This is a genomic window from Halomonas sp. AOP5-B2-8 (assembly GCF_052376475.1).
GTDB lineage: Bacteria > Pseudomonadota > Gammaproteobacteria > Pseudomonadales > Halomonadaceae > Vreelandella > Vreelandella casei.
In genome coordinates, this window is sequence record NZ_JBQSVS010000002.1 from 1 (window position 1) to 15,825 (window position 15,825).

The window sequence follows — 15,825 nt, forward strand, 5'->3', positions numbered from 1 at the left end:
CGATCCAGACGGCACCACGGTAAGTGGTATGGCTGAGCCGGGCAGTACAGTTGAGATCCGTGATGCAGACGGCAACGTCATCGGCACAGGGGAAGCGGACGAAAACGGTAACTACGAAATCACCACCGATGAGCCGTTGGCGGACGGTGAAGAGTATGACGTAGTAGCCATTGATGATGCAGGCAATGTCTCCGATTCGGCCATAGTCGACTTTGGCGATGATACTGACGCGGATGCAGATGCAGATGCAGATGCGGATGCGGATGCCGATGCTGACGCGGATGCCGATGCCGATGCCGATGCCGATGCCGACGCGGATGCCGACGCGGATGCCGACGCGGATGCCGATGCAGACGCTGATGCCGACGCCGACGCCGACGCGGATGCTGACGCGGATGCTGACGCAGATGCTGACGCAGATGCCGATGCCGATGCGGATGCCGATGCGGATGCCGACGCGGATGCAGATGCGGACGCAGATGCCGATGCTGATGCCGATGCCGATGCCGATGCCGATGCCGATGCCGATGCCGATGCCGACGCGGATGCGGATGCTGACGCTGACGCTGACGCTGACGCCGATGCAGATGCAGATGCAGATGCAGATGCTGATGCTGACGCCGATGCAGATGCCGATGCAGATGCGGACGCTGACGCTGACGCAGATGCCGACGCAGATGCAGATGCCGATGCCGACGCGGATGCCGATGCAGACGCTGATGCCGACGCGGATGCGGATGCTGACGCTGACGCCGATGCAGATGCTGATGCTGACGCAGATGCCGATGCGGATGCCGATGCGGATGCCGACGCTGATGCAGATGCCGATGCCGACGCAGATGCTGATGCCGATGCCGATGCCGATGCTGATGCTGATGCCGATGCTGATGCCGATGCCGATGCCGATGCAGACGCTGATGCCGATGCCGACGCGGATGCGGATGCGGATGCTGACGCTGACGCTGACGCTGACGCTGACGCCGATGCAGATGCTGATGCTGATGCTGACGCAGATGCCGATGCGGATGCCGACGCTGATGCAGATGCCGATGCAGATGCCGACGCAGATGCTGATGCCGATGCCGATGCTGATGCTGATGCCGATGCAGACGCTGATGCCGATGCCGACGCGGATGCGGATGCTGACGCTGACGCCGATGCAGATGCTGACGCAGATGCCGATGCCGATGCCGATGCCGATGCCGATGCGGATGCCGACGCTGATGCCGACGCTGATGCAGATGCCGATGCAGATGCTGATGCTGATGCCGATGCCGACGCGGATGCTGATGCCGACGCCGACGCCGACGCGGATGCTGATGCCGACGCCGACGCCGACGCCGACGCGGATGCGGATGCTGACGCTGACGCCGATGCAGATGCAGATGCTGATGCCGATGCTGATGCCGATGCCGACGCGGATGCTGATGCCGACGCGGATGCGGATGCGGACGCAGACGCAGACGCAGATGCAGATGCCGACGCCGACGCCGACGCCGACGCCGACGCAGATGCCGATGCGGATGCCGATGCGGATGCCGACGCTGATGCCGACGCTGATGCAGATGCCGATGCAGATGCCGACGCAGATGCTGATGCTGATGCTGATGCTGATGCCGATGCCGATGCCGATGCCGATGCCGACGCGGATGCCGACGCCGACGCCGACGCCGACGCAGATGCCGACGCAGATGCTGATGCCGATGCCGATGCCGATGCGGACGCTGACGCTGACGCAGATGCCGACGCAGATGCCGATGCAGATGCGGATGCAGATGCGGATGCCGACGCTGATGCAGATGCCGACGCAGATGCGGATGCGGATGCCGATGCTGACGCGGATGCCGATGCCGATGCCGACGCGGATGCGGATGCTGATGCTGACGCTGACGCCGATGCAGATGCAGATGCAGACGCTGATGCCGATGCCGATGCCGACGCGGATGCGGATGCGGATGCGGATGCGGATGCTGACGCCGATGCAGATGCAGATGCAGATGCAGACGCTGATGCAGACGCTGATGCCGATGCCGATGCCGATGCCGATGCCGATGCCGATGCCGATGCGGATGCTGACGCCGATGCAGACGCTGATGCGGATGCGGATGCGGACGCGGATGCCGATGCAGATGCAGATGCAGATGCAGATGCAGATGCAGATGCAGATGCAGATGCAGATGCAGATGCAGATGCCGATGCGGATGCGGACGCTGACGCAGATGCAGATGCAGATGCAGATGCAGATGCAGATGCAGATGCAGATGCCGATGCCGACGCAGATGCCGACGCCGATGCCGACGCCGATGCCGATGCCGACGCCGACGCCGATGCCGATGCGGACGCTGATGCGGATGCGGATGCCGACGCCGACGCCGATGCTGATGCTGATGCTGATGTCACCGCCTACGATGACCTGGCATATGCCGATGTAGGCCTTGCGCCTGATGTATCAACCAGCGTGGACTCTGGCAGCCAATTCTTGCTGCTTAATCTATTCGGGGCTTCAGAATTCTACGAGTTCACAGTCGAAGAAGGCTCAGTGGGTGGTTTGAGTTTCGATGCTAATGTCGGCTCCCTGGTTAGTTTGTTCGATGGTGCTTTCATCGACTTGCAAGTCATGGAGAACGGCGAATGGATATCTCTGTCAGACTCGGATAGTGGTTTAGGCTTGATCGATGTGCTCGGGATCTTCGGTTCGTCTGCTCAAGTTGAAGCAAGCGAGTTAGAAGCTGGTGAATATCGTGTGGTATATGGAAGCACTAATGTTCTGGCTGCTGGCTCGACCATCAACTGGGCGGTAGAGGTCACTGATACTAGCTTGACGGATTTTTCCGGTTTGCCGGGGGATCCGATCAGCGGGAACGTGATTACTGACCCCAGTTTCGTTGAAGGCGAGCAAGACCAACTGGGTATCGATGACCTAGCGGGGCTGAATATCTTAGTGGATGGCGTGTTCGTTGACGCAGGCACTGGAACGGTGGTTGAAGGCGAGCATGGGCAATTAACCATCGATGCTGATGGCAACTACACCTATGAGCCCAACGGAGATGCCGAGAGCGTTGGTCAGGTTGAGGTTTTCGAGTATCAGTTAGTGCATCCTGATGGCACTACCGATACGGCAAATCTGTACATCCGTATTGATAGCGAGGATGCAGACCTAGTCTGGGATGACAGCGATCTGTCTGCACCAGCGGTCACAGTGGAGGCGAACGACGATTTAGATAGTGCTCAGATCGAAGTAGTCAACATAGTGACCACAGAAGAAGTGCCAACGGCGATTCAGTATACCTCTGTACTACTTTTTGGTGGTTCTGGCACTTTCGACTTCTCTATCAGCGATGAGACGGTATCGGATGTCACTATCGATGTTAGCTCAAGCGGTTTGGCTAATCTGCTGACGAATATGAACTTCACGCTGTCTGAGATGATTGATGGCCAATGGGTTCAGATTGCAGATGGTAGTGATGGTGGTCTAATCGATATCATTGGTATCGGCGCGGACTCTATCCAGGCAACCATGGAAGCTCTGGCCGCGGGTGAGTATCGGTTGGAGGTCAGTAACGCTGGCCTTGGACTACTCACTAACATCACTGCCGGCGTGTCCTTCGAGACGACTCACCTGACAGAAGTTGTGGCGGGTGATGTGTCTGGTGCCTCGGGTAATGTCATCGTTGACGACCATCTTGGGTCCGATAACACTGCGGTTAGCGTGATGAATGGGGATGGTGTGTTCGTCATTCCAGGGCATGGTGGTCTGGTGGTCGAGGGCGAGTATGGTCAACTGACCATCATGTCTAACGGCGATTACGAGTACGTACCCAATGGCGACAACCTCAACGGGATTGGTCAGACTGACAGCTTTACCTACAAACTGACCCACCCGAATGGTGATGAGTCGGAGGCAACGCTCACCATCGACCTTGAGGCGCATCCAGATAGTGTCGAAGGATGGGAGGACGTGCTGGCTGAGCTTGATGTTGTGGCCAATGATGATAACGGTATTGCAAGCATTGACTCGACTTTCCGCGTGGAGAGTGGCGGCCCCGATGCATCAGCACTGGATGAGAGCATTGCTGCTAATGCCAATCCGTTTGGTGGAAGCTTAACCCGTTCGACGTCTCTAACGTTTACGGTGGATGAAAACAGGGAAACAGGCATCACACTAACAGCATTGTCGCCAGACATAGCATTGTTAAGTGATTCACTGGTGGTCACGATTACGGGGCCTGGCGGCTTCACTCAGAGCTTTAGCGGTGTGGGAGGACTCCTTGGTTTGGGAGGATTGGGCGTTGCGCAAGAGCTAAGTGGGCTTCAGGAAGGCTCTTATGACGTAACCGCCACCTACGCGCGTCCAAATGGCATTAGCACTGGCGGTACGCTGTCGCTCTCTTACGAAACTGACAGCACCACATTCCTTGATGAGTTTGTGGCCGCAGACACCAGCTCGGCTATAGGAAATGTGTTGGCTGATGACAACCTTGGCTCGTCATTTACTGTGCTGCAGGTTGAGCAGAATGGTGATTGGGTGGAGGTGGTCGACGGCACGACTGTTATCGGGGATCACGGGACACTGACCATCAATGCTGATGGCAGCTACGTTTATGAACCGAATTCGGATCTGGAGGATATTGGTGGAGTTGATAGTTTCACTTATCGCCTTGAGCATCCGAACGGCACCGTCGACGATGCAACGCTATCGATTGATGTTGAGCATGGTGATGGTCCTTACGTGCCACCAATGATGCTGAGTAGCTTTAGTCTTGGAGATATGGACTTCGGTGATAATGCCGATGAGCTGGTATTCCCAGAGTCTGAGGACAGCATAGAAGAGGGTGAGCTAGCAGCAAGTGGGGCTGAAAGCGCTGAGGAGGTACCGATGGGTGACTTCTCCGAGCCTCAGGATCCATTGTCTGATGAGTTTGATCAGAGCTCGTATGTGTACTGATTAGTACTTTAACGTTGGCATAAAAACCGCCAAAGCACCGGGCCTTAGGGCCCGGTGTGTTTTAAGGTAACTGCGGTAATTAGTATCTACGGTTAGCACAAACAATTAGCAAAGCTTTTTGCCATCTATATCGCTTGATAGTTACGGTGTTTTTGGGAAAACGCTTGAATCAAATTAAAAACGTCAGCCAAGCAAGAAAAATAGACAAAAGGTGTGGGGAGTGAGTCGAGATATGAGAGTGCCTAATGCTGACAAACGAAATAATAAGGCCTTGTATATCGTACGGGTATTGACAGTCAGTTTTGTGTCGTGGGGAGGGGTGCATAATGCTTGGGGACAGGAGGGCGATCAGCAAGCACTGGATGGTGTAATTAGCCAACAAACACATGGTGTTCAAAATCTGACAATGAAAGATGCCGTGCAGCAAGCAGTTGCGTGGTACCCCTCTATAACGGAAACGCTGGGACGTTTATATCAGCAAAATGAGCAGGTGGCCGTGGCGCGTTCGGGGTATCTACCCCAGGTCAATGCGGGCATATCATCGGAGTACAGAACGTCTAGCAGCCAAACCGAAGATGCCTTTAATGTTACTGCTTCACAGCTTCTCTATGATTTCGGTAAAGTGTCTAATGACGTGAAAGCCGAACTGTTTGGTGTGGAGCGTGACCAAGCCAGGGTACTTTTGGCGATAGACCAGCTAGCACTTGAGGCAGGGCAAACAGTTGTTGAAATTCTGCGTTTTGAAACATTATTAGCTATTGCAGACGAACAAGTGAGTGGTGTAAGTGACATTCAGGCACTGGCGGCCAAGCGTGCAGAGCTAGGTGCTAGCACACAGTCGGATGAGATACAGGCACAGTCACGCGTGGAGGCGGCTCGAGCGACACGCGAACAGTTTCAGTCTCAGCTGAATATTTGGCGCAATAATTTAAGTAGGCTTATAGGGGCTGAAGGCCTCATCAGTGTTAGTGACTCTCTTCCTAATGGTTTAACGCAGCTATGCGAATTAGCTTCGGATCAATTTAACAACGTGCCAGAAATTATGGTGGCCGATGCGCAGCGTGAAGAAGCAAGAGCACAAATCGCGAGGCGCCAAGCAGATTTTTACCCAACTATTTCGGCGCAGGCAAGGTTCAACCAATTCATTAACCAAACGGGTGATGGAGACGATACTGATGTCTCGTTGGGATTGAATTTATCCAGCAGTCTTTATCAAGGAGGAGCTACTCGTGCGCAACGGCGCTCCGCAGACTATGTGCTACAAGCACTGGAAGCATCTAAAGATAACATTTTAATTGATCTACAAAGAAGTATTCGGGATGCCCAGGAGCAAACACGAAGCGCCATAAGTCGTATTAGTATTTTAGAGGCAAGGGCTAGCAGTATAGTGAGAACGCAGGAGTTATATCGCCAGCAATACCTGTCATTGGGAACTCGCTCGCTGCTGGATTTGTTAAACGCAGAAGAGGAAATACACCAGTCACGCTTTGATCAAGAAAATGCGCGTTACGACATGTATTCTGTTCAACTTGATTGCCTTTATGCGTCGTCAGGTTTTCGCAGTATGTTTGAGATAAGTGATGAAGCTGTTCAAGGGGTTAGTCTTTCGCCATAGCGTTAAAACCTCATCGACGGGTTTTTTACTTCAATCTTTTTAGAGTTTAAGGTATATATAATGTCAAGTGAGTACACTGAAAGCATTCGTGAGGCGAAAGAAGTAAATTTTGATCATTGGATAGAAGCGTTAGTGATGGTAGCACGTCATTACCGTCTAGATTACTCAGCGGAAAATGCAAAAACAAGCTCGGCCTGGAATCAAGGAATAGCACTGCCAGACGCACTTCGCAGCATTGCTTATCAACTTGGTATGACGCTAACTATCCAGCCTTTTAAAGCAAAGTATATTACTCCTTGGCAATTGCCGGTTGTTGTTCAGTTTGAAAATGGGCAGTTGGCGGTTGTTGAAACACTCAGCAGTCAAAATGAGGTAGGCTTAGTCTATTGTGGGGATGGGAGTGTCAAAAATAGGCTTGCCCTGAGTATTCTTGAACAACATGCCGTCGGCGTTTTTATACCTCGTCCGGCACGTTCGGTGCCAGATTCACGTGTAGATGAATATGTAAAACCATACGAGAAAAACTGGTTAAGAAAAATTGTTCTTCGAGATTTAAAGCCGTACGGTCATATTATGTTGGCTGCCTTGATTGCCAATGTCTTAGCTCTAGCTGGCATCATATTTACACGCCAAGTGTATGATCGCGTTATACCCGCTGAGTCACTCTCGACACTTTACGTGCTCTTTAGCGGTGTTGTCGTTGCACTGATTTTTGATTTCTTTTTGAGACGAATACGAGTGCGAGTGACAGACTTGCTTGGGAAGCGTGCCGATTTACGCATGTCTGATAAAGTATTTGGACATGCGCTTCGAATTAAAAACTCACAGAGGCCTACTTCAACGGGTACGTTTATTTCTCAGATTCGTGAATTGGAACGTGTCAGAGAGATGATGACATCCACAACTGTCACCGCTTTTTCAGATATGCCTTTTTTTATTCTTTTTTGTTTTGTTTTTTGGTATGTTGCAGGTTCTTTAGTATTCGTTCCTATAGTTGCTCTTTTTGTGATGCTACTACCTGCATTTATAGCTCAGCGTAAGTTGAAAAAATTGGCTAATGAGTCAATGCGTGAATCGTCATTGCGAAATGCAATGCTGGTTGAATCTGTTCAGGGCATAGATGATATAAAAGCTCTTCAAGCAGAGCCGCGATTTCAAAATCAATGGAACCATTATAATGCAGAGGTGGCAGATTCAAATCTTAAGTTAAGATATATTACAAACTCTTTGAGCGTCTGGGGGCACACTGTTATCACGGGTGTGTTTGCTACAGTGGTGCTATTTGGGGCGCCAATGGTAATGTCTGGCGATCTAACCACCGGTTCGTTAGTAGCAGCTTCTATTTTGTCTTCTAGAATGCTTTCACCTATGTCAGGTTTGACACAAGTGCTTGGAAAATGGCAACAAGCTAAGGTGGCCACTGAAGGGCTTAACAAAATAATGCAGCGCTCTACTGACTACCCTGAAGCAGAAAAAAGCGTACATCGACCGGTGGTGAACGGTGAATTCCATTTTAATGAAGCCATCTTTAAATATAGCGATGATGCCAAAACTCCTTCACTGTACGTTAAGGCGCTACGGATAAAGTCTGGGGAAAGAATTGCTGTGCTTGGCCGTAATGGCGCGGGAAAGTCTACTCTACTGCAGGCTTGTTCAGGCATGTTAGAGCCCCATGAGGGCGAGCTGACGTTAGATGGCATCCGCCTTTCACATATCGACCCTGCTGATGTAAGACGCGATGTTTTTTTCCTTAGCCAGCATGCGCGATTGTTTCATGGCACTATCCGTGAAAACTTATTGATGGCTAAGCCATTAGCATCTGATCAAGATCTAATTGATGCTTTGGAAATGTCTGGTGCGATGGGTTTCATTCGGAAGCTTCCTGATGGTTTGGATCATATTGTTCTAGAAGGTGGTGCAGGCCTTTCGGGGGGGCAGAAGCAGGTACTACTACTAACACGCAGTTTTCTTCGCCAGCCCAACGTATATCTTTTTGATGAGCCCACTGCTTCGCTGGATGAAGGTTCCGAAAAGCTAATTATTCAATCGCTTAGCTCACTGTCTAATAGTAAGACACTCGTTATTGCAACGCACAGAATGGCGTTATTGAGCCTGATGGAGCGAATTATTGTGATTGATAATGGGCGTATCGTGATGGACGACAAGAAAGATAAAGTACTTGCCCAACTGACGCGTAAACCGGCTACTGCCAAAGATAGGGCAGGCTCACCGCAAAATCGGCAAGGTAAGGGTGGGGAGGAGCCATCATGATGCAGCCAAGTAATCGCCAAACAGGTTCAGAAGATGCGCTCTTTCTTGATTTTGATGGGGACACGCGCTACAGCCAAGAGGTTGATGATGCGAACGTGGTTCGATCAACGCGTATTATCTGGTGGGTATTGGCCGTTTTTTTGGGGTTGGGTGTATGGTCCTATTTTGCAGAGCTTGTCGAAGTGTCTTCGGGTAGTGGCAAAGTGATTCCCTCCTCCAGAGAGCAAGTTGTTCAGTCACTTGAGGGTGGTATCTTGACTACCCTTAATGTAAGGGAAGGGGATATCGTGGAGGTTGGGCAAGTACTTGCTCAGCTAGACCCGACACAGTCTGAATCTAGCGTTGGTGAAACGGCGGCTAGATACCACGCAGCCTTGGCACGAGTCAATAGATTAGAGTCGGAAGTAAATGAAGAGCCTTTGATCTTTTCGGAAGAGCTTAATGCTTATCCCTCCTTACTGACCAGTGAACGATTGTTGTACGCCACAAGAACGAGAGCATTAGGGCGCTCGCTTGAAGGTATTGAAGATACGTTAGCGATAGTGCGTGAAGAGCTAGGCTTAACAAGGTCGCTGGTTCAGGTTGGGGCAGCAAGTAATGTGGAAGTGCTAAGGCTACGTCGCCAGGAGTCAGAGTTACAGCTCCAAGCTGCTGATGTCAGGTCAGAGTACTTTGTTTTAGCGAGGGAAGAGCTATCAAAAGCTCTTGCTGACGTTGAGGCCTTTTCTTCTGTGGTCCGGGGGCGCTCAGATACGCTCTCTCGACTCACAATGCTCTCCCCAGTAAGAGGAGTGGTAAAAGATGTTGAGGTGACAACGACCGGCGGAGTTATTCCACCCAACGGCCGATTAATGACCATTGTACCTTTGGATGACCAACTGCTAATTGAAGCGCGTATCTCGCCACGAGATATTGCTTTTATTCATCCACAACAATCTGCCAGCGTTAAGATAACAGCTTACGATTATAGCACTTATGGTGGTATGGAAGGGGAGGTCGTGACAATTTCTCCTGACACGGTACAGGATGAAGTGGACCCCAATATTTTTTATTACCGAGTATTTGTCAGAACTGAAAGCGACTCTTTAGCAAATGATACAGGTACGAAATTTGCTATTGTGCCAGGCATGATTGCAACTGTGGATATACGTACGGGAAGCAAAACGGTCTTGGAGTATTTGATAAAACCAATGAATAAGGCCAGAGAGGCAATGAGGGAAAGGTAGTGGTGAAATCCCCAAATACCTTGCCTTTATTACTTAACGTTTTAAATCGCTCATGATGCTATATAAAACGTTAAGCAGCAGCACGTCATTTGCTGGATCGCTGCGGTCTGTATTGGACCATGACTTTGGCCTTCGCCTCGTATTGCTACTGATTTGGCGATCAAGTCTGTCAAAGGATGCTAAAGCATTAATGATTGCTGTGGCACCATGTGTACTTGCCTGACTGTGTATAACCTGGCTTCCATCGAGATAGCGCCGCGCCATTAAATTTTCAGAGTAGTTCTGCTCTCCTGGCGTTGACGGCGAGATAATGCCTATAAATGTCATCCAAAAAGGAGCGGCGTTATAGGACTTCGCAAACAGTACGGCCTCTTCTTCCTGTGTATCTGGTATATGGTTCATTTGGTACTCTCGTTCGCCTAATAGGCCTTCCGCCCAGCGCGCCATTCCTTCTAAGTACCAACTATTTTTGAATACAGTATAGCCATATTGATAAAGGTGGAATAATTCGTGGGCAGGTGTGAGGTTACCTGTTTGAAGCTCGTTGGAAAGTCCTATGAGTAGTACGCAGGGCTTATTTAGGGCTGTTACATCGCGATGTGGCGGATCGAATGCCACTCCATTGCCACGCAGGTCACGCATGCCTATATAAATCTGATTAACGCTCGCGCGCTCATAGCGATCTTGATCAAACGGATGTGTAAAGCCTAAAGCCTCCAGCACGTCACGCATGGTAATTAGTTGCAACATAGTGTCTTCAACAATATCCGGGATATCGTTATTGTTGAAATCTGTCTGATCGGCAAGTGTATTGTCTCCGCTCAGATCATAGAAAATGACAAATTCTTCGGCGCTATAATGCTGTTGGTAGTGATCAGACGATGTGCGGTTAGTGCATTCATTTTGTTCTTCGCCTTGTGCGAATGCTGAGTAGGAAAATAAGAAAACCAGCGTAATGGCTATTTTCTTTCGCATGCTGTGCATATAAGGCCTTTAATAGTTTTCTATTATTCGATTAGGGGATGTTTTTTATATCTTCACTGATCATGGCAATGCGAATATCTTTGATGCCTGCTTCTTTGGCTAGTAATGCCGCTGCTTTTTGCCCGTGAGTGCCAAGTATGTGCTGTTTTGGTGGTGGGGCATGGGCGAAAATGTGGTGAGCAAGCAACCCCTCTTTTCTAAGCTGTTTGACATAGAGCACCTGTGAGTCGAAGGGAATCACTAGATCCCTTGGGTCTGAGATAACGATAATAGTAGGTTGCCGATCTTTAGGAATGTTCGCAATGTGCTCCGTTGGGTCATACAGAGTTTCAAGCGGATGCTTTTTGACTCCAGGAGTGCGCCGAATTTTTCTCCATCGGCGAGATAATAGATGTACCGGTAGCAGGCTGGCCGTTAGGACAGCGCCAGATATGTCCTTACGCAGATTCAGCATTGCAGCGGCTATTTGCCCCCCTCCTGACTGCCCGACGACTATAAACTCTTTCACCCGGTATTTTTCTTTTATCAGGCTAAGAGATTGGTTCATAAGCTCTATTTCATTTATTTGGCGGCTTTTGTCGTGATTTCCTGAGGAGCCAAAAGTGCCAGGCCGCCCGATGAGAATAGCTGGTACGTTGCCATCATCAGACCACTGTTGCATCATTTGTAAGACGTTTTGGGGTGAGTTTTTTTTATAGCTAGGAGCTACTAAACGCTCACCTCTTGCTGTTCTGAGTAGTAAATCGCCTGAAAAATAAACCATAATTTTTGGATTTTCTGCTGGACTTAGCCCGGCAGGATAGTAGCGAATGCACTCGTTCGCATGCTGAGTGTTTACCCATAAGGAAAAGGGGGCATTAGCGGCGTGTTCTTGTGTGCAGAAAGTGCTGTGCAACACATCACTTAAGCTGAAATTCTCATCTCCAAGTGGGATTGACAGTAGGCGAGGCTCTTGTGGGGAATAAGCCGGTAGGTTTCCCCGGCGTAGGATTTCGGCACTTCCTATCCCTAGTCTGGCTTTAAGATCGATAATGTACCATCGAGTTTTCTTTTTGATATTATTAATCATGCTGAATTTTTTCCTTTTAATAATATCCAGCTTGAGAACATGACGCAGAGCTTTCAGTTTAGTGTATCTATAGAGTACGGTGGCTGTGAATTTACAAGTAAAGTTTTTGTCTCTGAGGGGCTTGGGGCCATCATTGCCTAGGGCAGTACTTGTTGTTAATTAAGAGTTGCTCTGCCTCAGTGAGTGATGGGGTAGATTGCAAGAGCATGCTTGCCGATTAAAGCAGCTACACATGAGAAGCCCTGCATGGTTTGCAAACTGCCCTTAGCGCGAGCCATTACCCCGCCTTGTGTGTATACCCTTTCAAGTTCAAGGCATTTTGCTTTCCATCCAAGCGACGACTTTATGCATTCCTGTGCTGTTAGAGCCTTTCACAAGTACGCCATCGCCATCGCCGAGGGCCTTTTCCAGCACTGTTTTCAACGCATCGATAGAAGCCAAATGGGCGCCTTTCTGCGTAGCAGGTAATCGCGCCCAAAATGTGCGGTAATTGGGTCCGACCACATACAGGGCATCAATTTTTGCACGCTCGACAGCTCCCAAAAGAGCCGTGTGGTACTGCTCCGCTGATGCACCCAGGTCTTCCATCTGGCCCAGTATAGCGACTCGCCGGCCTGTAACATTGAGATGCCCCAGGCGATCCAGTGCTACAGGCATTGAGCCTGGATTGGCATTGTAGGCATCATTGATTACCGTCAGTCTACGGCCCATGAAATGAAGGGACTTCTCCGCCCCGCGCCCTGGTAAAGAGTGGAACGTCTTCAGGAGTTCTAGTGCCGGTGCGACGGGGTAGTCCAGTGCTGTAAAGACAGCTATCACTGCAAGGCTATTCAAAGCCATATGGCGGCCAGCTGCTCCAATTTCAACGTTTTCCTGTGGCCCACCATAGCGTGAAAATGCAGCAACTTGTGTTGCGTTATCATAGCCAATCAACTGTATGTCGCTCTTCTCGTGCTCGCCGAATAATATGACGCGTTGCTTGTTCTTAATCGCGGCCGAGTAGACCATTTCAAACTCGAGCATGTCTCGGTTGATGACAGCGGTCCCACCTGGCGACATACCCTCGAAAATGGCACTTTTGACGCGAGCAATATCTGCAACTGTGTGTGAATTACCTATATGCGCCGGATGGACGTTCAGGAAGACAGCAATATGCGGCCGTGCCATCCTGGCACTGGTCGGCATCCTGCCTACTGCCATTTCTAGTACGAGATGTGGCGTATCCCATCCTGCTGAAGACAGATTCCAGGCCACGCCATGAGGTAAATTTGCATTATGAGCACTGGCATAAACTTCACCTCGGGCTGCTAGGGTATGTGCCAACATAGCCACGGCAGTCGTTTTGCCCGAGCTGCCAGTCACTCCGATAACAACACCGCTCATTTGATTTCTTGCATAGTGACCGAGAGCTAGGATTGCTTCCCCACTGTTGTCGACCTCAAGCACTGGGAGGGTGTTGTTCTCTAGCTCACTCGCGGATAAGGAGGATGAGTTCACCATAATACCCGCGGGTGTTGGCAAGGTGTGTACGAGGCTTGGTAGTATGCCGACCTTTTCATTCTCGCCTCTCACTACCACCAGGTCGCCGCAGCTGACACTCGGTGCAAAGTACTTAACACCCTTGGCGGACCAATCGTTCGCGGGCCTTCGAGACCAGCATCCACCAGTGGCTGACTCTAAGTGACGGGTAGTCCAGACGCGCTCGTTGGCTACGAGGGTTTCTGCACAGTGCCCCTTTAGATAGTGGACCAGGAATGCCACGTACCCTGATAGATAGTGCTCTACATCATCAATCCGTACGCGGAAGCTATGATGACGAATGAAAAAGCTGCCTAAAATGCGCTGTGGATTTTGGAAGTACATGGCTATTTCGGGCCAGAAAAAACCATTCAGTAGGTAGTGTGCTCGCGCCTCTAGTGCGCGATAAAACTTTTTCAGATCAATCTGGTTCAGCAAGTGCCGGTGTTGGTCGCTGTTCTTCAAGCGTGTAATCATTTTGTGGGCTGCCATCATTAACTCAAGCAACGTGGGGAAGGTGGTAATGCGGCCCATCACAAAATCAAGATGTCCAGAAACATTTTTGATACCAAATTGGTAGTAACGCTCTGCTGGCCGATACAAAGTTAGTTCATTGACGCAGTAGCTAAGCCAGTGGTCGTGAATTTTCCAGTGTTCTTGTTCGATAAAATACTCGAAAGCGTTTTCAACCGTGTTTAGCCAGCGTTCGTCTTTAGTGAGACCGTATAGGCGCATTAGTCCGAAAGCAGCTTCACCATCGTAGTAGATAATGCGGAACTCCTCTTTGATGCTGAGATCGTCTGCATTTAACACGTGATAGAGCTGGCCGTTGTTTTGATTTTGCATACGCTGTATGCCGAGCGCTAGCTGCTCCATGAGAGACAAATACTGCTGGTCGTTTGTCAGTTCTGTGTATTTAACGAGTGCCAGCAAGCAGACCGCGTTGCCACCAAGCTTTATTTCGTTATTCTCATCCTGCAAATAGGCGAGCGTTTCGCCCGAAGGAAGCACGTATTGGTGTATCAGGTCATTAACCAGATATTGAATCGATCGGTCTATTGCAGACTTTAACTCGCTGCTTTGCGTGACTTCCCATGCTTCAAGCATCGAATAAGTGGTACTGGTGTGGCGCAGAGTATTGTAGGCCTTGATTTCTCTGTCGAAGCAGGGGTGTATGCCATAGATAAAGCGGCCTTTAGGATCTACTTGTTCGGCCAGAAACTGGCTGGACTGCTGGATTAATGAGGTAACCTGTATTGGGTTGAGCTCCTCGATAACTCGTCGGCCGGTATTGCGGCCTTCTTGTCCGCCGCTATAGCCGTGCAGGAGCTCATGTGGCTGGTCGGGTTGCACTAAAATAGCTTGCGTAGTGAAAAGTAAAGCTTGGTTCTGCAGGGCGGGTAACGAGAAATGTTTGCCGTAGCGCTTTACGCCATAGCTGAGAAAATTTTTCTTGTTAAGTGCGGCTTTAGGCTGATTGGCGCCCAGGTAGAGCATGGCATTAGCGTTGAGTTCTTGTTCAAGAAAGGCGTAGCGGAAGTTGGCGTCTAGGGAGACGCCATAGCGGAAGTAGTTGCGCTTTACGCTGTGCATTTCCTTTAGGCAGTCTGCCCATGGCATGGCCCTTTTTTCAGTGACCCAGTCGATGCGTAGCCAGCGTACCTTCGGTGATTCTTGAAACTTTCGTTGTTGCCAATCAGCCAGTTTTTTCCATACTTCTGCGAGGTTTTTACCTGAGAAATGCACAACAGTTGCGCGTTGTAAGCCATCCGTAAATGAGAAAAATAATGTAAGTATTTTATCTGCTGACAAGAGAGCCTTTGAAAGCTCTGCTTCCAGGGGCGCTTTTGCCTGTACAAGGAGCTCGGAGAGCTTTTGTGCGGAGTGCTGGCTAATTAAGCTACGCACCTGAGGTTGATTGGCCTTTGGTGTGGCGCCAGGTGCAAAGATAGGCTTTTTGGGTGTTGAGTGTTGGCGCATGCTTGGCGTCTCTTTTCAATATCACCGATAAATCAACAGGAGCGTAAAGTGTTAGTCGTATCGCCGCTCCGGGCCTGGCTAGAGGGTCGCTACGAATAAGGTGTGCAGCGCAGCGCATTACCTCTTATTCGATGATAGCGGCGCGCCCGCTTACGCTAGATATTTTGACCTAATATCACATTTTAATTAGCTCGTGTCATTAGTGTGCCGAGCGATA

At 50.2% G+C, this 15,825-nt stretch carries 7 protein-coding genes; 4 read left to right on the forward strand and 3 right to left on the reverse strand.

Annotation, left to right across the window (positions count from 1 at the left end; translation table 11 throughout):
* The 4 genes from ACT3RP_RS04700 to ACT3RP_RS04715 form a co-directional block, all read left to right on the forward strand.
* A partial coding sequence (locus tag ACT3RP_RS04700) for a BapA/Bap/LapF family large adhesin (protein WP_483393362.1) occupies positions 1 to 4,945 on the forward strand: 4,945 nt, incomplete at its 5' end.
* Between the two features lie 220 nt (positions 4,946 to 5,165).
* Complete coding sequence (locus ACT3RP_RS04705; protein ID WP_318781733.1) at positions 5,166 to 6,560, forward strand: TolC family outer membrane protein; 1,395 nt, start codon at positions 5,166 to 5,168, stop codon at positions 6,558 to 6,560.
* A gap of 60 nt (positions 6,561 to 6,620) precedes the next feature.
* Positions 6,621 to 8,831: a type I secretion system permease/ATPase gene (locus ACT3RP_RS04710; protein ID WP_192536315.1), complete on the forward strand. Its 2,211-nt coding sequence runs from the start codon at positions 6,621 to 6,623 to the stop codon at positions 8,829 to 8,831.
* Positions 8,828 to 10,057 carry a beta-barrel domain-containing protein gene (locus tag ACT3RP_RS04715; RefSeq protein ID WP_225734543.1) on the forward strand — a complete coding sequence of 410 codons (1,230 nt, stop codon included), beginning with the start codon at positions 8,828 to 8,830 and terminating at the stop codon, positions 10,055 to 10,057. Before ACT3RP_RS04710 ends, ACT3RP_RS04715 begins: the two co-directional genes overlap by 4 nt.
* A 33-nt stretch (positions 10,058 to 10,090) precedes the next feature.
* Here ACT3RP_RS04715 and ACT3RP_RS04720 read toward each other — a convergent pair whose 3' ends face one another.
* The 3 genes from ACT3RP_RS04720 to ACT3RP_RS04730 form a co-directional block, all read right to left on the reverse strand.
* Positions 10,091 to 11,041 carry a hypothetical protein gene (locus ACT3RP_RS04720; RefSeq protein ID WP_192536314.1) on the reverse strand — a complete coding sequence of 317 codons (951 nt, stop codon included), beginning with the start codon at positions 11,039 to 11,041 and terminating at the stop codon, positions 10,091 to 10,093.
* Positions 11,042 to 11,072: 31 nt separating this feature from the next.
* Positions 11,073 to 12,110 (reverse strand): alpha/beta fold hydrolase, encoded by a 1,038-nt coding sequence (locus ACT3RP_RS04725; RefSeq protein WP_192536313.1) that lies wholly within the window; start codon positions 12,108 to 12,110, stop codon positions 11,073 to 11,075.
* Positions 12,111 to 12,419: 309 nt separating this feature from the next.
* Entirely contained in the window at positions 12,420 to 15,608 is a 3,189-nt protein-coding gene (locus tag ACT3RP_RS04730) for a UDP-N-acetylmuramoyl-tripeptide--D-alanyl-D-alanine ligase (RefSeq protein WP_192536312.1), read from the reverse strand.
* Positions 15,609 to 15,825 lie beyond the last annotated feature (217 nt).

Excerpts from the sequence above, each read along its gene's own strand:
- ACT3RP_RS04710 (WP_192536315.1), top strand. The coding sequence starts at position 6,621 with ATGTCAAGTGAGTACACTGAAAGCATTCGTGAGGCGAAAGAAGTAAAT.
- ACT3RP_RS04715 (WP_225734543.1), top strand. The coding sequence starts at position 8,828 with ATGATGCAGCCAAGTAATCGCCAAACAGGTTCAGAAGATGCGCTCTTT.
- ACT3RP_RS04720 (WP_192536314.1), bottom strand. The coding sequence starts at position 11,041 with ATGCACAGCATGCGAAAGAAAATAGCCATTACGCTGGTTTTCTTATTT.
- ACT3RP_RS04725 (WP_192536313.1), bottom strand. The coding sequence starts at position 12,110 with ATGATTAATAATATCAAAAAGAAAACTCGATGGTACATTATCGATCTT.
- ACT3RP_RS04730 (WP_192536312.1), bottom strand. The coding sequence starts at position 15,608 with ATGCGCCAACACTCAACACCCAAAAAGCCTATCTTTGCACCTGGCGCC.